Source organism: Bacillus sp. BB51/4, from assembly GCF_008368845.1.
GTDB lineage: Bacteria > Bacillota > Bacilli > Bacillales > Bacillaceae_G > Bacillus_A > Bacillus_A wiedmannii.
The window spans coordinates 17,090-38,157 of the sequence record NZ_QOSC01000007.1; the positions used below are offsets into that span (position 1 = coordinate 17,090).

Consider the following 21,068-nt stretch of genomic DNA (forward strand, 5'->3'; position numbering starts at 1 on the left):
AGCCATCAAAAAGATGGCTTTTTCATTATTATAAAATAGTAATCGCTTGTTTCCCCATTTGCTCCCACGCCTTCTCAAACTCTGCTCGTGGAACAGCGAAACGTGGATTATTTTTTAGAGGATCATTTACATATACAAAGTTTTGATCGTATCCAACCACTACTACACTATGCTCAAAATATGTAATTTTCACTTCACCAGAACTTGTATTCCATGTTTCAAAACTACTTTCAGCTAGCGGCTTAAACGTTGTATTAATAATAACCCATACTGGAGAACCAGAACTAATTACCTTATATAGATCTTTCACGTCTCTATCTGTTAAATTAATTACTTTTTCAGGAACATATTTTTCTGCTAAATTAAAGATTGGTTTATTGTATACACCATATCCTGGTTCAGCTTTCGTATAAATATTTCCAACGAATCCCTCATAAGGATTTCCACGCAAACCATTTTGTTCAAATGGAACACGATGAATTTCACTAGCAAGTTGCATCTTATCTACTTGTACACCTTTATATTGTAACAACATAGCTAAGCTTGTCACTTCACATCCACGAGGTAATTCTGGTAACTGATTTATAAACGGAACATTTTCAATCATAGCCGCTTCTTTCATTTCAGATAGAAAGTCTAAGCGTAGCACTTGTGCCTTTTGTATAATCTTATCTTTCCCTATAAAAAACGCGGCAGCAAATATAATTCCAAAAACAAAAAGATATTTTAACTTTTTCATTTTAAACAAAACTCCATTAATTATTATTTTACAGACATACCTCCTATCATTGTACCTTTCTTCTTACTAGTTTGCTAGAAAGATTCTGTGAATTATTGTTCACACTTTTATCGTTTTAAAATTCTAATTATTTTTAATAAAAAGAAAAAACAATATACTTTTCTGAATTTTTTTGCTAAAATCAAAATAATTAACATAGTGAAGATATTACCTTGTTAATAAACATTCTTAGAGTATTTAGTCATAGTTCGTATTTTTACATACTCCATTCGTTTCATAATAAATAAGCCGAGTATGTGTCACATCCCCCACTAATGATTAAAAACTCGGAATGAAAAGCTGTCTATACATACAAGAAAATAACGGGGTGAGGGCATATGAATCAACAAGTAGAACAAACAGATTTAAAACGAACAATGAAAAGTAGACACCTATTTATGATTGCACTTGGTGGTGTTATCGGAACCGGCCTATTTATGGGCTCTGGTCAAATCGTCCATAACGCTGGTCCTGGTGGTGCTATTCTTGCATTTTTAGTCGGTGGATTTGTTATGTATTTAACGATGTTATGTCTTGGTGAATTATCTGTTGCTATGCCAGAAGCAGGTTCATTCCAAAGCTATGCAAGCAAATTTATTTCACCTGGTTTTGGGTTTGTTGTCGGTTGGATGTATTGGTTAAATTGGGCGGTTACAGTTGGAGTAGAGTTAACAACTGTAAGTATTTTAATGAAACGCTGGTTTCCAGACGTTTCTTCGTGGATTTGGTGTGTTACATTTGCAGCAGCACTCTTCCTTGTAAACGCTTTATCAGCAAAAGCATATGCAGAAGCAGAATTTTGGTTCGCAAGTGTAAAAGTCGCAACTATTGTTGTTTTCATCGTACTCGGTGGTGCAGTTATGTTCGGTCTACTAGACTTTAACGGAAAACCAGCTCCAATGCTTCACAATTTCACTGAAAATGGCGGATTATTTCCAAATGGTGCATTAGCTGTTCTTCTTACGATGATTACAGTAAATTACTCCTTCCAAGGAACAGAATTAATCGGAATTGCTTCGGGAGAAAGTGAAAATCCCGAAAAAACAATCCCTAAAGCAATCAAAAATACCATTTGGCGAACTCTCTTCTTCTTCGTCCTAGCAATATCAGTTGTTGTAGGTTTACTCCCGTGGCAAGAAGCTAATCTAGTCGAAAGTCCATTTGTACTTGTATTTGATGTGGCTGGTGTTCCATATGCAGCAGACATTATGAACTTTGTTATTATTACAGCGGTATTATCCGTAGCCAACTCTGGCCTATATGCAAATTCTCGTATGCTTTGGGCGATGGCAAAACAAGGAATGGCAAGTCCAGCTTTTACGAAGTTAACTAAAAAAGGTGTGCCACTAAACGCATTAATTTTCAGTCTGATCTTTGCAAGTTTGTCTCTATTAACAAGTATATTTGCGGCAGATACTGTCTTTTTAGTTTTAACATCTATTGCAGCTATGGCTGCTGTCGTAGTTTGGATGTCAATCGCAGCTTCGCAGTTTTTCTTCCGTAGAAACTTCTTAAAAAACGGCGGGGACATTAATGATTTAAAATATCGCACACCACTTTATCCAATAGTTCCAATCGTAGCATTCTCACTCAATTTCATTACATTTGTTAGTTTAGCTTTCATTCCAGATCAGAGAATCGCTCTTTATTGCGGTATTCCATTTATGATCATTTGTTACATTTTATATCAAGTTAAATATAAAAAAATTGTCACACTTGAACAACAAATAAATATAAAACAAGAAATAAACTAAATATACAAAATATTCAGCTATCTTCCTTATAATAAGATAGCTTTTTTCTATTTATTGGATATCTTGGTATAACTTTATTTATCTTAAAATTTTCACAATCACGTTTTTCATTGGAAAATAGTTTACAATGTTATCAAGTTACAAATGATATTCACCTTAAAAAGTGTGCATTTGTGTCTATTTTTTAACAATATCGCAAAAACTATTGCCATCTATAAATTAATAGGTTTATATTGTTTTATTGGCATAGTTTCAATCCAAGGAGAAAGGAGATTTTCAATCGTGCAACTAAAGAAAACGTTTTGGAAGCTGGCTTCGCTTCTTCCGTTATCATTACTTCTGTTCCTAGGCGGCTGTGATAAGAAACTCGCAGTATTAAATCCGCAAGGACCTGTTGCAAAAGCACAGTATGATTTAATTGTTTGGTCATTCTTGCTTATGTCATTAATTATCGCAATTGTATTCATCTTGTTTACAGTCATCTTGATTCGTTATCGTGAAAAACCAGAGAATATGGACTACGAGCCACCTGAACAACACGGTAACACATTATTAGAAATTATTTGGACGCTTGTTCCTGTTATTATCGTTATCGCATTATCGATCCCAACAGTAAAAGCAACTTATGCTTCGGAAGAGGTTCCGAAAGAGTCCAAACATATTAAACCAGTTGAAATTTATGTTACATCTGCAAACTGGAAATGGTTATTCAGTTACCCAGAGGAAAAAATTGAAACCGTTAACTATTTAAACATCCCAGCTGGTGTACCAATTCAATTCAAACTGACTTCTGTCGGCCCAATGAATGCTTTCTGGGTACCAGAACTTGGTGGTATGAAGTACACAATGGATGGCATGATTATGGATCTTTATTTACAAGCTGATAAGCCAGGTTCTTACCTAGGCCGTAGCGCGAACTTCTCTGGTGAAGGATTCACTCACATGGAGTTCGAAGTTGAAGCAAAAACTAAAGAGAAATATGACAAGTGGGTTAAAGAAGTACAACAAACTGCTCCTAAACTAACAGAAGATAAGTACAACGAAATTGTTAAACCTGGTGTAGTTGGTCGTATGACATTCTCTAGTCACCACTTAAGTTATGTAGATCCAAAATCACTTGAATATTGTGATTACAACTACTACAAAAACAAAAAAAAATAATAGCTATAATTCCAACAGATTGGAGTGAACACAGTGAAGCTTGATGAATTCTTTGTCACAGGTGACCCGATTATTTACGGTGCAGACGCTTCTATCGTTCTTGTGACATTAGCAATCATTTTCGTACTAACAAAGTATAAAAAATGGAAATGGCTTTGGGACGAATGGTTAACAACTGTTGACCATAAAAAAATCGGCGCCATGTATATTATTTCTGCGGTTATCATGTTATTCCGTGGTGGTATGGATGGTTTAATGATCCGTGCACAGTTAACATTCCCAGAAACAACTTATTTAAACGCTGAACACTATAACGGAATCTTCACAACACATGGTACAGTAATGATTCTTTTCATGGCAATGCCATTCGTTATGGGGTTAATGAACCTTGTAGTACCATTACAAATTGGTGCTCGTGACGTTGCATATCCGTTCTTAAATGCTTTAAGTTTCTGGTTATTCTTTGTCGGAGCAATGTTATTCAACATCGCTTTCGTAATTGGTGGTTCTCCAGACGCTGGGTGGACTTCTTACTTCCCAATGGCAGGTACAGAGTTTACTTCTGGTGTAGGAAATAACTACTACGCAATTGCATTACAGATTTCAGGTCTCGGTACGCTAATGACCGGTATTAACTTCCTTGTTACTATCTTAAAAATGCGTACACCTGGTATGACTTTAATGAGAATGCCAATGTTTACTTGGTCAATCTTAATTACAACAATTATCATTATTTTCGCTTTCCCAGTATTAACAGTTGCTCTTGCATTAATGACATTTGACCGTCTATTCGATGCTCACTTCTTTACGATGGCGAGCGGCGGTATGCCGATGTTATGGGCCAACCTGTTCTGGGTATGGGGTCACCCTGAAGTATATATCGTTATTTTACCGGCATTCGGTATTTTCTCTGAAATCATTAGTACATTCTCACGTAAACGTCTATTCGGTTACAGTGCGATGGTATACTCAATGGTTGCAATTTCTTTACTGAGTTTCGTCGTATGGCTTCACCACTTCTTCACGATGGGTGCAGGTCCAGCGGTTAACTCATTCTTCTCGATTTCGACAATGGCGATTTCGATTCCAACCGGGGTTAAGATCTTTAACTGGTTGTTTACACTGTATAAAGGACGTATTCGTTTTACAGTTCCAATGCTTTGGTCATTGGCATTTATTCCAAACTTCGTAGTCGGTGGGGTTACAGGGGTTATGCTTGGAATGGCAGCAGCTGATTATCAATACCATAACAGCTACTTCCTAATCGCTCACTTCCACTACGTATTAATTGCAGGTACAGTATTCGCTATGCTTGCTGGATTCACATTCTGGTATCCAAAAATGACTGGTCATATGTTAAATGAACGCCTAGGTAAATGGACATTCTGGATCTTTATGAGCGGATTCAACATCTGTTTCTTCCCAATGTACTTCTTAGGTTTAGACGGTATGACTCGTCGTATGTACACTTACTCTGAAAGTCTTGGATGGGGATGGCTAAACCAAATCGCATCTGTTGGTGCGGTAATGATGGGTATTGGCTTCCTACTTCTTTGCTACAACGTAATTTGGAGTGCACGTCACGGTGAACGTGACACAACTGGAGATCCATGGGATGGTCGTACACTTGAATGGGCAACTCAATCTCCTGTACAACATTACAACTTCGCGAAGCTTCCTGAAATTAAAGAAGCTGATGCTTTCTGGTACATGAAAAAACGCGGAGAAACAGTTACACCAGCAGCAGAAGATTTAAAACCAATTCACATGCCAAGTAACTCTGGTGTGCCTATTATTGCGTCTTTATTCTTCGGTCTTGCAGGTTTCGCATTAGTATTTAGCTGGTTCTGGCTTGCAGCAATCGGCGGCGTTGGTATTTTAGCTTGCTTAATCTATCGTTCATTCGATTATGACGATGGTTACTACGTAAGTGTTGATGAAATTAAAGAAACAGAACATATAGCATGAGAGGTGAAATGACATGGCGGCTTTAGATAAAAGCTTACCTTTGGAATATCAATCCGAACAAAGCAGATTGAATATCCTAGGATTCTGGATTTTTCTTGGGGCTGAAATTATGCTGTTCGCAACACTTTTCGCCTCTTATCTAGTCCTTGCTGGTCGTACGGCAGATGGCCCAACTCCAGCGCAACTGTTTGAACTTAAAACGCTTTTAATTCAAACATTACTACTTTTAACAAGTAGTTTCACATGTGGTATCGTAATTCACGAAATGCGTAAGCACAACCAAAAAGCAATGCTTGGATGGTTCATCCTTACATTACTTTTAGGTGCAGGTTTCCTATTCTTTGAAATCGAAGAGTTCATTATGTACATCGGTGAAGGCGCAACAATTCAAACAAGTGCTTTCCTATCTGCATTCTTCGTTCTTCTTGGAACGCACGGAGCCCACGTAACAGGCGGTATCATTTGGGCAACTTGTGTTATTATCCAAATTTTAAAACGAGGTTTAACACCAGTTACAGCTCGTAAAGTATTCATTATCAGCTTATACTGGCATTTCCTTGATCTTGTTTGGGTCTTTATTTACACACTAGTTTACTTGAACGGGATGGTGGCGTAAATGGGTCAAAATAACAACCAAGCAAACGGGCATGCGCATAGCGGATTCCCTTGGTCACACGTTTTCGGATTTATTTTATCGCTTGCACTAACGTTCCTAGCGCTATACGTGGCACTTTACACAAGCCTGCCACTTTCAACGATCTTAACAACTATTATCGTAATGGCTGTTGCGCAAGCGTTGTTACAATTAATCATGTTCATGCACTTAAAAGAAGGAGAAGGAAGAGTTCAAATTCTTACAATGATATACAGTTTCTTCGTTGCAACTGCAACAGTTGGTTTAACTGTATGGATCTTCTTCTCAATGTAATGTACATGAAAAGACTGCTGAGATTCCTCAGCAGTCTTTTTTTATCCCCATTAACGAGCAGTAAGACCCCCACGGATTAAAGTTTCACTTTATCCCCTCCCCTATTACATCCACATTACGGAATTAACAACAGAATCATGAAAAATATACTTATTATGACAAATGTTAAGAAAACTCTTTCTTTATGAAATCGAATCCATATGCGTTGCTTTTCTACCTATTATATGGCTAAATAGTTACTATATTTATTTGAAGGGAGAGAACGCAATGGAACATCACACTTCTGTTCTATCACTTATGGTTGTCGTTGCAATCGCGTTTTTCGTTCCCCTTTTGTTACAACGCTTTAAATTAAAAGCACTTCCTGTCGTTGTTGCAGAAATCATCGCAGGAATCTTTGTAGGTAAAAGTGGATTTAACATCATTGAGCCAGATATGTGGCTTCAAGTCTTATCAACACTAGGATTTATCTTCCTAATGTTCTTAAGTGGTCTAGAAATTGACTTTTCGATCTTTAAACAAAAAGGGAAAAAGAATACGACAAACGAACCAAACACATTCCAAGCAGCAAGCATTATCTTCTTATTTATTTTCATCTTATCTTATGCTCTATCATTACTATTCGTATGGCTAGGATTCGTAGATAATGCAATGTTTATGACTTTAATTATTTCAACTATTTCTTTAGGTGTTGTTGTACCAACATTAAAAGAGAATAACTTAGGAAAAACGGCAATCGGACAAATCATTTTATTAGTTGCTGTTATTGCAGATTTAGTTACAATGATTTTACTCGCTGTATTCGTCGGATTAAATTCCGAAAGCGGCCAAAGCATGTGGCTCCTTCTTCTTCTATTCGGTGCTGGTATTGTTATTTACTTCGTTGCAAAACGCTTTAAAAACATTCCATACTTAGATAGCTTAAAAGCTGGTAGTGTACAAATTGATACACGAGCTGTTTTTGCACTCATCTTAATATTAGTCGGGTTATCTGAATCTGTTGGAGCTGAAAATATTTTAGGTGCCTTCTTAGCGGGTGTACTTGTATCGTTATTATCACCAAATGAAGATATGGTTGAAAAACTGGATTCCATCGGCTACGGTTTCTTCATCCCTATTTTCTTCGTAATGGTTGGTGTAAATTTAGAGGTTTGGTCTATTTTCAAAGAACCTTCTAGTATGCTCATGATCCCAATTTTAATTGTGGGACTCTTTATTTCAAAACTGTTACCATCACTCGTCTTACGAAAATGGTATCCACGTAATATCGTACTGGGAAGTGCCATCTTATTAACATCGACACTTTCTTTAGTTATTGCAGCTGCACAAATTGGTGAAAAACTAGGAATCATCAGTCCAAGTTTATCTGCTTCCCTTATTTTAAGCGCAGTTATTACTTGTATTTTCGCACCTATATTATTTAAAAAGATGTTCCCGAAAGTAGAAACACCAAAACCAAAAGTTTCTATTATTGGTGCGAGCAGAATTACACTTCCATTATCACTTGATTTAAAACGAGAAGATTATGACGTGACACTATATATGATGCGTCAAAATAAAATAAATGATGAGGAAGCGAAATCGCATGACTTCCCTATCGTGAAATTAGATGACATCACAATTGCATCATTAACTGAACAAACAGCGTTTCATGCAGACCGCGTTGTTGTTGCAACAAGCGATGATGAACAAAACTTATTATTAGCAGAACATGCAAAAGAGCTAGGTGTTGAACATGTTATTGCAAGTGTAGAAGATCCACTTCTACAAGAAAAAGCAACGCAAGAACATATCGCCGTATTCTCAACAATTAACTCTACACGTATTCTATTACGTGCACTAATTGATAAACCGAGTCTCGTTCGCTTAATTACAACAGCAAACGAAACAGTCCGTGAAGTGGAACTACGGAGTAATAAATATAACGGCGTTGCACTTCGTCGCCTTCCATTTTTAGGCGATGTACTCGTCATTCAAATTTATCGTGGGAATAAAGCATTAATCCCACATGGTGATACAAGCCTACAACACGGCGATACATTACTTGTAACTGGCTCAAAAGAACACATCGATACACTAAAAAGCATATTAGAATAGAAAAATGCCCCTCACATAATTGAGGGGCATTTTTTTCCATTTTATATGGTAAAATGTTACTATCATATATTATGAGGATGGATCACATTATGTCTATTGTAACTTTAGCTCTCTTATTATTAGCGGAAGTACTCGTTGCCATTATTCTCATCGGTGTTAGCATTGAAATTTGTAGTTACGGATGGAAAAAATCAAATGGAATAAAATACTCTTGCCTCCTACTTTCACTCCTTCTCGGAACTGCTAGCATACTCGGACTTTTCGCCGCACCTGCCTATTTCTTTATACAACTAACAGAAAAAGCCTTATAGGAAAGGATGTTAATATGATTACTGTGAAAAATATTGATGGATCTGAAACTTACGTATTACGTCAAAAAATTTTACGCCCGAGTCAAACGTTAACAGATTGTAAATACTCTTCCGACTATGAAACAGATACCTTTCACTTAGGCGCATTTATAAACGATGAACTTATTAGTATCGCTTCCTTCTCAAAAGAAATATACCCTGACTTACCAGCAGGTATGCATTATCGTCTACGAGGAATGGCAACATTACCTGAGTTTCGCAATAACCGTGCTGGAAGCTCATTAATTCAGAAGGCGGAACAAATCTTGCAAGAACGTCAAGCAAATATTTTATGGTGTAATGGCCGAGTTACTGTAGCTGACTATTACAAGCGCTTAGGCTTTCAAGAACATGGTGAGATATTTGAAATTGAACCGATTGGCCTTCATAAAGTACTGTATAAAAAGATATAAGAAAAGCTTTCCGCAATATGGGAAAGCTTTTCTTATATTTCAATCTTCACTTTTTATTTTTTTCATATATATGTATATAAACAAACTAGGAACTAAAAAACAAGCAAACATAATAAGCCCTGTCATACTAATTTCCTTTATCGAAATATCTGGTGTTACAATAATACAAATAGCTAAAATCCCAATAACAATACCTACTGGAATGAATAATAACTTCATAAAATAACTGCGCGATACTCCCCCTGTATGCTCATACACTTCCACTGAATTTTTCAGATTTAAAAAGTTTATAACTATTATCCCGCCCATAAATACCATTAATAAATCCGAAACACTTTCATATCCTGCACCTTGCAAAACGTAGCGATAAAAAACAATACCTAGTATGATAATATTTTGTAAGATAAAAACTAATCTAATATGTTTTAGCCCCTCAATCATTAAACGTTCATCTTTCACGATTTTCATCCCCTCACTCCTTGTCCTCCCAAAACAAATCATTCAATGTTTTATCTACCGCATAACAAATTTTTAAACATAAATCTAAAGACGGGTTGTATTTCCCCTTCTCAATTAAACTAATCGTTTGCCTTGTAACGCCTACTTTTTCTGCTAATTGTTGCTGTGTTAAATCTAACTGAACACGCGCGACTTTTATTTTACTTACAGCCATTCATGTTCCTCCTCTACTCTTAGTGTAACATATATATTCCATTAAGTAATTTATAATTTACGTAATTGATTTAAGTTTCACTTTATTATACACAAAAAAGGAGCCTCTCATAAGAAGCCCCCTCTCCTATATCTATATTATAAGAATAAATGACATCCAAATAAAATTGTAAATAAGTATAGTAACGGATGTACTTCCATCCCTTTCCCTTTCACAATTTTTAAGACTGGATACACTAAAAATCCAATCGCAATTCCATTCGCAATACTAGACGTTAACGGAATACCAACGAAAATTAAAAATGCTGGTAATGCATCTTCAAATTCATTCCAATTAATATCACGAAGACTTTGTGCCATTAAACTACCTACAATAATTAATGAAGGAGCTGTAATAGCGGCTACACTTGATAGAGAAGCAATTACAGGGCTGAAGAATGCCGTTATAATCGTTAGACCGACAACTACAATACCTGTTAATCCTGTTTTACCACCCGCGGCAATACCAGCTGACGATTCAATCGTCGCTGCTGTTGGGCTTGTTCCAAAGATAGAGCCTGTAGTCCCGCCGATTGCATCTGCAATAAACGCTTTACCAAAACGTTTCTCTGTATTATCTGTAATTAAACCTGCTTGTTTAATTAAACCGAGTAATGCACCTGTTGTATCAAATAACAGTACAAGTAAAAATGAGAATACAACGCCATATAATCCGTATTCAATTACATCTGAAAAGGCGTTGATTGGATTTGAAACGATAATACCCTCTGGTAAATGAGGCATCGCAACAATTTTATCCGTGAACTTCAGTTGCCCTGTAAAGAAGGCGATAACTCCTGTCACAATCATACTAATAAATAATGCACCGCTCACACGCAATGCCATTAATACCGCCGCTAATATTAAACCAATTAGAGTTAAAATAACAGCTGGAGAATGGAAGTCACCAATCGTAACTAAGTTAGATGGATGATCAACGATAATTCCAGATAGACGTAATCCAATAAAAGCAATAAATAACCCAATTCCACCTGCAATCGCATGTTTTAAACTGTCAGGAATTGCGACAATTAGCTTTTGCCTAAATGAAGTGAAAGATAATAAAAGAAAAATAATACCTGTTACAAATACTGCTGAAAACGCAATGACATATGTAATCCCCTCTGCCTGTTGAACAACAGAATAAGCAAAATACGCATTCATTCCCATAGCTGGAGCAATAACAATTGGATAGTTAGCTAAAAACGCCATACATAGCGTCCCTACAACCGTCGCAATAATAGTTGCCGTAAAAGCTTGATCAAATGGTACACCTGCATCAGATAATATTTTCGGATTGATGACAAGAATATACGCAAATGTAAAAAAAGTTGTGATGCCAGCTAAAAGCTCTTGCTTCACAGAAGTGTTATATTTTTGTAATTGAAACATGGTTATGTACCCTTCCTACATCTGAATTATTATCACACATTCTTTTCTTACTAGTATGTGAGAAAATATAATACTTAATCTTAACAATCAATAAAAAGAAGAGTCAATATATTCACTAATAGTTCGAATTTTAAGTTTAAGTCTGACAAGTACAGATGTAGTACAGCTCGTCACGATTATTTTTGTAGCATAACAGATAAAAATGTTTTATAATTTGAAATAGTTAAATATTTAGGCAGCTCATTCTACAAGGGGGATTCTTCTTATGCAGCACACAAACAAATCTGGAACTTTAAACCGTGGTTTAAAAGAACGACACATTACTTTAATGTCACTCGGTTCAGCTATTGGCGTTGGACTATTTTTAGGATCTGCTTCTGCTATTAAGCTAGCTGGCCCTTCTATTCTACTAGGTTATATGATCGCTGGACTCGTTATTTTTTTCATTATGCGAGCACTCGGAGAAATGGCAATTGAACAACCTGTTGCCGGTTCTTTTAGTAAATATGCTTATGATTACCTTGGACCACTAGCTGGCTATATTACCGGTTGGAACTACTGGTTCCTATGGGTTGTTACTTGCATGGCTGAAATTACGGCAGCTGGCATTTACATGCAGTACTGGTTCCCAGATATCCCACGCTGGACTTGGGCTTTACTCGCTCTATTATTAATGAGTGCTTTTAACTTCTTATCCGTAAAAGTATTTGGGGAACTTGAATTTTGGTTCGCTCTCATCAAAATTGTCACAATTATCTGTATGATAATTGTTGGAGCTGGTATTATTTTATTCGGATTCGGAAACGGCGGTATCGCTACCGGCATTTCAAACCTTTGGTCACATGGTGGCTGGTTCCCAAATGGTTTTTCTGGGTTACTGCTCTCTTTACAAATGGTGTTATTCGCTTATTTAGGCGTTGAATTAATCGGTGTTACAGCGGGTGAAGCTCAAAATCCGAAAAAAACACTCGCAAAAGCAATCGATAACGTATTTTGGAGAATATTACTGTTCTACGTTGGGGCTCTATTCGTTATGATGGCAATTTATCCATGGAACGAACTTGGTGAGAAAGGAAGTCCATTTGTATTAACATTCCAGCAAATCGGTATCGCAAAAGCAGCAGGTATTATTAACTTTGTCGTATTAACAGCAGCTCTTTCTTCTTGTAATGGCGGTCTATTTAGTACAGGCCGTATGCTATTTACATTGGCACAGCAAAAGAAAGCACCTGAAAGATTCGGTCGTTTAAATAAAAACGGTATTCCGAGTCAAGGAATTGTAGCAACTGCTATCGTTTTACTCATTGGCGTTATATTAAACTATCTCGTACCTGCAAAGGTATTTACATGGCTTACTAGTATTTCAACTTTCGGGGCAATTTGGACTTGGGGCATCATATTAGTCGCTCAAATTAAATTCCGTAAAGGATTGCAAACTGATAAAAAGGACAAGCTAACATATAAAATGCCTTTACATCCATTAAGTTCATATTTCTCACTCGCTTTCCTTGCACTAGTATTAGGTATAATGGCGTATTCAGAAGATACAAGAATCGCATTGATTGTCGGCCCAATTTGGCTTATTGGTTTAGCTATTGTGTATTACATGAAAGGATTTCATAAGATTGATGAAACACCTAATTCAAAGATTAGTTAAACAAGCTATCCCTTCCTTATTAATTGGAAGGGATTTTTTATTGTCTATATAAATATTTCTCAACAAAATTCACGGTATTTTTACAATTTTTTAATATTTTTTACGTTTTCCGTCTTTATTTTTTCAGAAAAATAAATTACATTATTAAAGCACATATATTTATTATTAGGGGGATTCTTCTATGAAGAATAAAAAGTGGATTACATTTTCTTTAGCAACAGCAATTACACTTAGTATGGGGAGTTCGTTCATACCGTCTACTTATGCAGAAAGCTCTGTAGACCCAGCTCCTGAAATTGCTGCAAAGGTTGTAAATCAAAATAGCGGGAAGAAAGTATTATTCGATAATACACACGGTCAAACGGCCGGGACTGCTGACTGGGTTATTGATGGTGGCTTTTCTGATTTCGGAAACGGCATTGCCCAAAATGGATATCATGTAAAAGAACTTCGTAAATCAACACCTATTACATACGACGACTTAAAAAATTACAACGTGTTTATCGTTCCAGAGGCAAATATTCCTTACAAAAAATCTGAACAAGATGCTATGCTACAATACGTGAAAAATGGCGGTAGTATCTTCTTCATTGCTGATCATTATAATGCAGATCGTAATAAAAATCGCTGGGACTCTTCTGAAGTATTTAATGGATACAGACGCGGTGCTTGGGATAATCCTGCAAAAGGAATGTCTAGTGAGGAAGTAAATTCACAAGCTATGCAAGGAGTAGAAAGCTCTGATTGGCTATCTGACAACTTCGGTATTCGCTTCCGCTACAATGCAATCGGTGATGTTGCAGCTAAAAATATTGTGTCGCCTGAACAATCATTTGGAATTACAAAAGGTGTTTCATCTGTAGCAATGCACGCTGGTTCTACTCTAGCAATTACAAACCCAAAACTAGCAAAAGGACTTGTTTATCTTCCAGAAAATCCGTCAAAATGGAATAACGCTGTTGATAGTGGTGTTTATAACGGCGGTGGCGTTGCAGAAGGTCCATATGCTGCAATCGCAAAAGTAGGACTTGGAAAAGCTGCCTTTATCGGTGATTCTTCTCCAGTTGAAGATGCATCGCCAAAATACGTTCGTGAAGATTCTGGCCAAACAAAGAAAACTTACGATGGATATAAAGAAGAAAACGATGCTATCTTACTAGAAAATATCGTAAATTGGTTATCGAAAAAAGAGACATTTACAAGTTTAGATCAAGTTAATGGTTTACAACTTGATCTACCTACTGCTTTACAAACATTCGAACAACCAAGCTTATCAACAGAACCACAACCTGAACCTTGGAGTGCACCAAACGCGGGTTACCAATGGTTTAATACAAATACATTTAAATCTGGTTCATACGGATATAACGGCGCCGTAACAGCAAATGATTATGTGATTACACGCCCTAGCATTCTACCAAACAATGAAGTGTTCCAAATAAAGATTCAAGTAAACAACTTATTACCTAATACAACTTATAATAACTATTCTTTAGGTATCTTCTCGACTGGTGGAACACAAGTAGCAAAGGTTCAAAATACAAATGGTACTTGGCCATCTACTTTTGGATATAGTAGTGCATTCTCTTTCACAACAAACAGCTTAGGTACTGCTGAGAAAATTGTGAACGTACAAATCGATTCAAATACAGCTGGACAAGCAACGCTTCGTCTACGCCAAAATACGACAGCGAAATACAATGAAGCTGTAATAATTAATAAGAAATAATGAAAAAGGCAATCCGGATATGGATTGCCTTCTTTTTACTTCTCTTCTTTTGAGAAAAACATTCTTGAAATAACGATACCTATACTACCTACTATTAAGAATAACACTGCCCTGATCATCATCGATACTTCTGGTAAGTCCAGAAGGAATAGCTTCCCTATCGTTACGACTAACACGACTAAGCCGGCATACAATATTTCATTCATATTTTTATTCCGTCCAAGCCAAACGGAAAATAATGCATATACCATCCATAATAATGATACCGATACGCTTATTATACTTCCATCTGTAGAAAGCACTTCACCGACTCTAGTAATTACAATAAATACGATAACCATAAACCAATAGAGCGTTATAGAATAAACATATTTTCCAAAACTCATTAACACATCTTTCGCTTGCTTCATGCAGTAATAAAATGTACCTATTAAAATAATATGAGCAACGAACCCAGCTGAAATGAAATGATCAAACGGACTAAAAATAGTTTGTATCATTCCAATCGCGTAAACCGTCGCACTAACATACAATTTTATCTGTTGTTTTACTTTAATAGCAGTCACCATACCGAGGAAACCTTGTAATAATAATACAATCGCTGCATTCACTAGACTATACTCATATAAAATCGCTAAACTAAATGCACCCATTGCGAAACCAAATAAAAGATTTGTAAATGTAGAATGTCTATTCTTCCTATATTCAAGCACGAACATAGTAGCGTGCACGAGTGCACTAATCATTAATCCCCATGTTGTAAATTCAGGTATTTTTGAAATGGCTAATATAAAGAGAACTGCATTCGCACTAAATATCGCCAAGCGTGGCTCTACTATAAAACTTCTCTCCGTAAACATATGCCAAAATAATAGTAAGTGAATTAAACCATAAGCAACTGTTAACTGTATTTGCAAATCCTCTACTAACATTGACATAATAGCAAAGAAGACAAAAAGGACAATAGCAGCAACAGCATAAGAAATCATATATAAATACTGATAACGATTTTTCAACGCATACCATAATAAGCTAAGTGTCAGTATCGTCTCATATCCAAAGAAAATATACGGATTAGGAGTCGTACTATTTAATAAGAAGGGTACGAAGAAAGCTCCTACCGCTACGAAGATAGTAAGATATTCCGATTGATACCTCTTTGCTACATAAATACCTAAAATGACCCATGCAATATTACATACAAACGCAACACTTGCTGGAATAAACCCATATAAATAATGCGCCGCAAATGTTGTTAAAACTATACCCGTAATACTTCCTCCTGCTAATACTAAACCCAACGCTTGCCGCTCTCGTTTAATTTGAATATCACCTATATAATAAAAACCGATTGATAGGACAATACCAAACACAATTCGTATTGCAGGTGTTAATAACCCAGCATCTACCCCTGCTTTAAATAACCAGATTACTCCAAGTAACATAATGCCAACAAATATGCGTGGTAACCAAGTTTGGCAAAACTTAATAATATTAAATGGTTCTGGTTTAAAAGCAGATATATCCACTTGTTTTACCTCACGTTCTTGCACAGGCTCTTTTATTGTAACTACTTCTTCTTTTGGTTTTTCCTCCATCACCGTTTCAATATATTCTTTCTTTTCTTTACTAACATGTCGCTGAGCATTTTCTACTTCTATTTCTTTTTGTTTTGCTTTCAATTCAAAAAGCGCTTCTTGAATTGTTTCAATTGCCGTTTCGAGCGCTTCTATTTTCTTATTTAAATCCTCCTTCATACGCTCCCCCCTCATCATTCATTCAAAATCTATATATTACCAATTATCTTTATCATACTCTTAGTCTATTCATTTTCAATACCATTTTTCCAAAAAAAAGAAAGGTATTTTCCAAAATAGGAAAACACCTTTTTACTCATTTATTCTTATTTAGAACGCTACTCACGATAACGCCTATACAAACACCTATAATAGCTGGAAAAATCCACCCAACACCTTCTGTATAAAACGGAATGTATTTCAATATTGGCGTCCACTGATTCATCATCACATTTTTATTGAAAATATCAATTGCACTAAATACCGCTACAATCCCAACTGTTACTGCATATACGTATGCATACTTTCCAATATACTTATGGAATAACCCTAAAATAATAAGCGTTAATGCAACTGGATAAATAAACCCAAGAATCGGTACTGATACTTTTAAAATTTGTGTTAATCCTAAATTAGCTAAAATCATACTAACAAAACTCAATATAAATGCCCAAACTTTATACGCTACTTTCGGAAATACACTTGCGAAAAATTGACTACAAGACGTAACAAGTCCGATTGACACACATAAACACGCGATCGTAAAAATAAGACCTAATAAAACGACTCCGCCTTGTCCAAATAATGTAGTCATCACTTGCGCTAACACGTTCGCCCCATTATCAAATGTACCTAACGAACCGCTAATTGAACCAACATATCCAAGTATGACATAAATAATAGATAATAATAGTCCTGCACCAATTCCAGCAATACTCATATATTTCGCTAAACCTTTATCATCTTCAACACCTTTTGCACGAAGAGCATTTGCAATAACAATCCCAAAAATTAAAGCGGCTAGCGCATCCATCGTTAAATATCCATCTAAAAAGCCTTGGAACATAGGAGCTTGTCCATAGTTTCCAGCAGCCTCTTTCACACTGCCTACTGATGTAAACATACTCTTTATAAAAATAAGGGCAATCATACCTAATAATAACGGTGTTAAAACTTTTCCGAACAACCCCATTAATTTAGACGGTAATAAACTTAACCAGTACACAATACTAAAGAAAATAACCGTGTAACATAATAAAACTACACTTCCCGATTCTGTGAAGAACTGACCTGGTCCCATTTCAAAAGCTAAACTTCCTGCACGTGGTATACCAAGACCTGGTCCAATAAATAAATACACGATACAGGGGAAAATAATGGCGAATGAAGAATGAACCCTACCCGCTAACGTTTGAAAGCTTCCCGCTTTCGCAATAGCGATAACCCCCAATATAGGAAGACCTGTTGCTGATATAATAAATCCTATTAATGAAATCCACACATGTTCTCCTGCTTCATACCCAAGGAAAGGTGGGAATATAAGATTCCCTGCTCCAAAGAACATCGAGAATAACATAAGGCTAATCAGTAAAATTTCTTTTTTCTGTAACAATTTCATTTGTTTCTCCTTCTTTAATTTCATCTTTTATGAAATCAATTTCACATATAAAAAAGTGCAATAATCCGCTTCCTAACAAAGAAAACATAGTCCATAGTCTAACATAAAAGAAACACCCATTCTATAGCTATCCCTCTTTTCCAATTTCTTCTGAAAAATCAACCTTTATTGACTTATAATAGTTAATAAGGTAAAATATTAAATGTACAAAATTATTAACTTTGTTTTTGTTTGTGTCAGGAGGAAAATAACATGGAATCAACGATACAACTAGAAAGAGAACAACAAAGAAAAAAGAAACATCCTCCAGGTTTATACTTACTCTTCTTTACAGAAATGTGGGAAAGATTTAGTTACTATGGATTACGAGGATTATTAACATTATATTTAACGACAGCTTTAGTAAGCGGTGGTCTTGGGTTTAGTCCTGCGTGGGCACTCTCCATTTACGGATTTTACACTGGAGCCTGTTATTTCACACCAATGATTGGTGGATACTTAACAGACCGGTTCCTAGGTAGACGAAAAGCGATCACAATTGGTGGTATAACAATGGCAATCGGTAACCTTACACTATTTGCCATGCAAAACCAAGTCGGCCTATACCTCGGATTAGCGCTTATTATTATCGGTAACGGATTCTTCAAACCGAACATCTCTACACTGGTTGGGGAATTATACGAAGAGAACGATCCAAAACGTGATAGTGCATTTACGATTTTCTATATGGGTATTAACGTCGGTTCATTTTTAGCTCCACTCGTTTGCGGATTTTTATCAGAAAATTTATTCAAAACAACAGTGGATGGCGTTGTTCACTTTGGATTCCGTTACGGTTTCTTAGCCGCTTCAATCGGAATGATCATTGGACAAATTTTATTTACAACATTATCAAATCGCTTCCTTGGTGATATCGGTAAAAAACCAACTCGTGATTTGCAAACAACAGATGGAGAACCATCAGTAGGAGATACACCGTTAACAAAAAAAGAAAAACAACGTACCGCAGTTATCGTCATTTTAACATGCTTCGTTGTCTTCTTCTGGGCTGGCTTTGAACAAGCTGGTAGCTCTTTAACATTATATACAAACAAATTTGTAGACCGCTCTGTGTTCGGATGGGAAGTTCCAACATCTTGGTTCCAATCGGTCAATCCATTATTTATTATTTTACTTGCTCCAGTCATTTCAGCGTTATGGGCAAAACTTGCAACTCGCAAGCGCGGGGATTTAAAAATCCCAACTAAAATGGGACTTGGTATGATCTTGCTTGGTATCGGTTATATCATTCTCGTTATCGCTACATTAAAAACAGGTAGTGATGAACATAACATTACAGAAAAAGCCAACTTACTATTTATCGTCTTTACGTATCTTTTCCATACGTTAGGTGAGCTATTCTTATCACCTGTTGGACTATCAATGGTTAGTGCACTTGCCCCAGTAAAACTTGCTTCTTTATTAATGGGAGTATGGTTAGCAAGCTCAGGAATTGCTAACATTTTAGGCGGACAACTTGCAAGCTTCACAACTTCACTTGGATATGCTGAAGTATTTACAGTAATCGGAGCTGTAGCAATTGTGTTAGGTTTTGTTTTATTATTAATTTCTAAGAGATTAGTGAAATGGATGGATTAAAAAAAGATGAGGGATTCCCCTCATCTTTTTTTATGCATTCTTACCTTTTTCTATCGCTTGTTCGTACAACTCTTTATGTTCTTTATATTCACTTGGCACAAAATTCTTATAGAAGAATGCAAGCCAACTGTCTCCTTTTTTATATCCTTCTTCTCTAATTTCTGCTGCTTTTTTATTTGATTTAAATCCTTCAATAAACCATTTCTTTAACGATTCATTTTTTTCATACTTAGCAGGAACTTTCAAATCATAGTTTTCAAATGCATACTTATAGCCAGCCTTTTCTACTGCTTTTTTTGTAGACTTATAGCCCTTTTCATAAGCTGTTTCATACACCTTCACGTACACATCTTTCTCTCTATTTCCAGGGTTCTTTCCGGCTAGTTCCTTACCTGCCTTTTCCCCTAGTTCAGCTTGCTCTTTTTCAATGTTTTCTGTTCTTTCTTTATTCCCTACTTGGAAACCTTCTGCAAAGTTCGGCTTAAACTCCGGAGCAATTTGACTATCTTCCATCGTCTCTTGTGCTAAACCTTGCTCTTTTCCTTTTTCAAAATGCGTTTTCTTCTGCTCTTCTAAAGACCAAGATGCAACATATGCAGTTTTGAATGCTTCTTTATATGTATCTGATTTTCCAGCTAAATGTGATTCCGCATCATTTTTCCCTGCTTTAAAATCAGTCTCTCCACTTTTTTGTCCCTCAAGCTGCCCTTTTTCCATATCAGCTTGACGCTGTGCTTCCTCTCGCTTACGTGCCTCTTCTGCTTTTCTTTGCTCTTCAGCTACACGTTGTCTCTCTTCCTCTGCTTTTCTTTGTTCCTCCGCTACACGTTGTCTCTCTTCCTCTGCTTTTCTTTGTTCCTCCGCTACACGTTGTCTCTCTTCCTCTGCTTTTCTTTGTTCCTCCGCTACACGTTGTTTTTCAGCCTCAGCATTGCGCTGCGCTTCTACTTGTCTTTCGGCTTCTACAGCACCATTATCATTTGGGCTAGGAGTTGGACTCGTTGCACCACTACTAGAAGCTGGCTTATTGTGATAATGATATTCCCCGTACTGTAATCCCCATTTTTCACAATTTGTCCGACACGTATGTCCCCCATTAGCATCTGTACGCCCTGGATGCGCATAGGCTGAAATTGGAGCTACCAATAACGCTACACTTGTTGTTAAAAGAAGTTTCTTCACCTGTTGTTTCACTCTTGTTCCTCCCAAAATCTTGAATTCTAACTTTATTATACATAAATAGAAAAATACTTAAATACTAACTAAAATATTCTATTATTTCTCAACATTAGTAAAA

18 protein-coding genes are annotated in these 21,068 nt (G+C 36.3%); 11 read left to right on the top strand and 7 right to left on the bottom strand.

What is annotated here, in order from left to right; all coding sequences use genetic code 11:
* Nucleotides 1–28 precede the first annotated feature (28 nt).
* Nucleotides 29–739: a C39 family peptidase gene (locus DN392_RS07990; RefSeq protein WP_002108792.1), complete on the bottom strand. Its 711-nt coding sequence runs from the start codon at nucleotides 737–739 to the stop codon at nucleotides 29–31.
* A 377-nt stretch (nucleotides 740–1,116) separates the two neighbouring features.
* On the opposite strand from DN392_RS07990, the gene DN392_RS07995 reads away from it, so the two are divergent.
* The 8 genes from DN392_RS07995 to DN392_RS08030 all read left to right on the top strand — a co-directional run bounded on the left by DN392_RS07995 (nucleotide 1,117) and on the right by DN392_RS08030 (nucleotide 9,449).
* Nucleotides 1,117–2,532 (top strand): amino acid permease, encoded by a 1,416-nt coding sequence (locus tag DN392_RS07995; protein WP_001076075.1) that lies wholly within the window; start codon nucleotides 1,117–1,119, stop codon nucleotides 2,530–2,532.
* 282 nt (nucleotides 2,533–2,814) lie between these two features.
* On the top strand, nucleotides 2,815–3,693 hold the full coding sequence (locus DN392_RS08000; protein ID WP_001176182.1) for a cytochrome aa3 quinol oxidase subunit II: 879 nt from the start codon (nucleotides 2,815–2,817) through the stop codon (nucleotides 3,691–3,693).
* Between the two features lie 33 nt (nucleotides 3,694–3,726).
* The gene (qoxB, locus tag DN392_RS08005; protein WP_000762376.1) at nucleotides 3,727–5,661 is read left to right on the top strand and encodes a cytochrome aa3 quinol oxidase subunit I; all 1,935 of its coding nucleotides are present in this window, start codon (nucleotides 3,727–3,729) and stop codon (nucleotides 5,659–5,661) included.
* A 13-nt stretch (nucleotides 5,662–5,674) separates the two neighbouring features.
* Nucleotides 5,675–6,277, top strand: coding sequence for a cytochrome aa3 quinol oxidase subunit III (qoxC, locus tag DN392_RS08010; protein ID WP_000729314.1), 603 nt, complete (start codon nucleotides 5,675–5,677; stop codon nucleotides 6,275–6,277).
* Nucleotides 6,278–6,589 carry a cytochrome aa3 quinol oxidase subunit IV gene (gene qoxD / locus DN392_RS08015; RefSeq protein WP_000531383.1) on the top strand — a complete coding sequence of 104 codons (312 nt, stop codon included), beginning with the start codon at nucleotides 6,278–6,280 and terminating at the stop codon, nucleotides 6,587–6,589.
* Nucleotides 6,590–6,856: 267 nt separating this feature from the next.
* Nucleotides 6,857–8,686: a monovalent cation:proton antiporter family protein gene (locus tag DN392_RS08020; RefSeq protein WP_000399985.1), complete on the top strand. Its 1,830-nt coding sequence runs from the start codon at nucleotides 6,857–6,859 to the stop codon at nucleotides 8,684–8,686.
* Between the two features lie 53 nt (nucleotides 8,687–8,739).
* Nucleotides 8,740–8,997 carry a DUF4022 family protein gene (locus DN392_RS08025; protein WP_071743379.1) on the top strand — a complete coding sequence of 86 codons (258 nt, stop codon included), beginning with the start codon at nucleotides 8,740–8,742 and terminating at the stop codon, nucleotides 8,995–8,997.
* Nucleotides 8,998–9,011: 14 nt separating this feature from the next.
* Complete coding sequence (locus DN392_RS08030; RefSeq protein ID WP_000633763.1) at nucleotides 9,012–9,449, top strand: GNAT family N-acetyltransferase; 438 nt, start codon at nucleotides 9,012–9,014, stop codon at nucleotides 9,447–9,449.
* A gap of 39 nt (nucleotides 9,450–9,488) precedes the next feature.
* On the opposite strand, the gene DN392_RS08035 is transcribed toward DN392_RS08030, so the two are convergent.
* The 3 genes from DN392_RS08035 to DN392_RS08045 form a co-directional block, all read right to left on the bottom strand.
* Nucleotides 9,489–9,917 carry a hypothetical protein gene (locus tag DN392_RS08035; protein WP_000706642.1) on the bottom strand — a complete coding sequence of 143 codons (429 nt, stop codon included), beginning with the start codon at nucleotides 9,915–9,917 and terminating at the stop codon, nucleotides 9,489–9,491.
* Nucleotides 9,918–9,921: 4 nt separating this feature from the next.
* A complete protein-coding gene (locus DN392_RS08040; protein ID WP_000301180.1) occupies nucleotides 9,922–10,122 on the bottom strand; it encodes a helix-turn-helix transcriptional regulator in 201 nt (66 codons plus the stop codon).
* Between the two features lie 137 nt (nucleotides 10,123–10,259).
* Nucleotides 10,260–11,552 (bottom strand): NCS2 family permease, encoded by a 1,293-nt coding sequence (locus DN392_RS08045; protein WP_000487208.1) that lies wholly within the window; start codon nucleotides 11,550–11,552, stop codon nucleotides 10,260–10,262.
* A 265-nt stretch (nucleotides 11,553–11,817) separates the two neighbouring features.
* Between DN392_RS08045 and DN392_RS08050 the strand changes: the two genes are divergently transcribed.
* Both DN392_RS08050 and DN392_RS08055 read left to right on the top strand, forming a co-directional pair.
* Nucleotides 11,818–13,209: an amino acid permease gene (locus DN392_RS08050; RefSeq protein WP_016089272.1), complete on the top strand. Its 1,392-nt coding sequence runs from the start codon at nucleotides 11,818–11,820 to the stop codon at nucleotides 13,207–13,209.
* A 181-nt stretch (nucleotides 13,210–13,390) separates the two neighbouring features.
* Complete coding sequence (locus DN392_RS08055) at nucleotides 13,391–14,938, top strand: hypothetical protein (RefSeq protein ID WP_064472321.1); 1,548 nt, start codon at nucleotides 13,391–13,393, stop codon at nucleotides 14,936–14,938.
* Nucleotides 14,939–14,973: 35 nt separating this feature from the next.
* On the opposite strand, the gene DN392_RS08060 is transcribed toward DN392_RS08055, so the two are convergent.
* Complete coding sequence (locus tag DN392_RS08060) at nucleotides 14,974–16,695, bottom strand: DUF2339 domain-containing protein (protein ID WP_064449769.1); 1,722 nt, start codon at nucleotides 16,693–16,695, stop codon at nucleotides 14,974–14,976.
* 136 nt (nucleotides 16,696–16,831) lie between these two features.
* A complete protein-coding gene (brnQ1, locus tag DN392_RS08065; RefSeq protein ID WP_061673485.1) occupies nucleotides 16,832–18,133 on the bottom strand; it encodes a branched-chain amino acid transport system II carrier protein BrnQ1 in 1,302 nt (433 codons plus the stop codon).
* Nucleotides 18,134–18,385: 252 nt separating this feature from the next.
* Here brnQ1 and DN392_RS08070 point away from each other — a divergent pair, with 252 nt between their 5' ends.
* Nucleotides 18,386–19,771: a peptide MFS transporter gene (locus DN392_RS08070; protein WP_061673486.1), complete on the top strand. Its 1,386-nt coding sequence runs from the start codon at nucleotides 18,386–18,388 to the stop codon at nucleotides 19,769–19,771.
* A 30-nt stretch (nucleotides 19,772–19,801) separates the two neighbouring features.
* Here DN392_RS08070 and DN392_RS08075 read toward each other — a convergent pair whose 3' ends face one another.
* Nucleotides 19,802–20,965, bottom strand: a complete 1,164-nt coding sequence (locus DN392_RS08075; protein WP_149238010.1) for a YHYH domain-containing protein — start codon at nucleotides 20,963–20,965, stop codon at nucleotides 19,802–19,804.
* Nucleotides 20,966–21,068 lie beyond the last annotated feature (103 nt).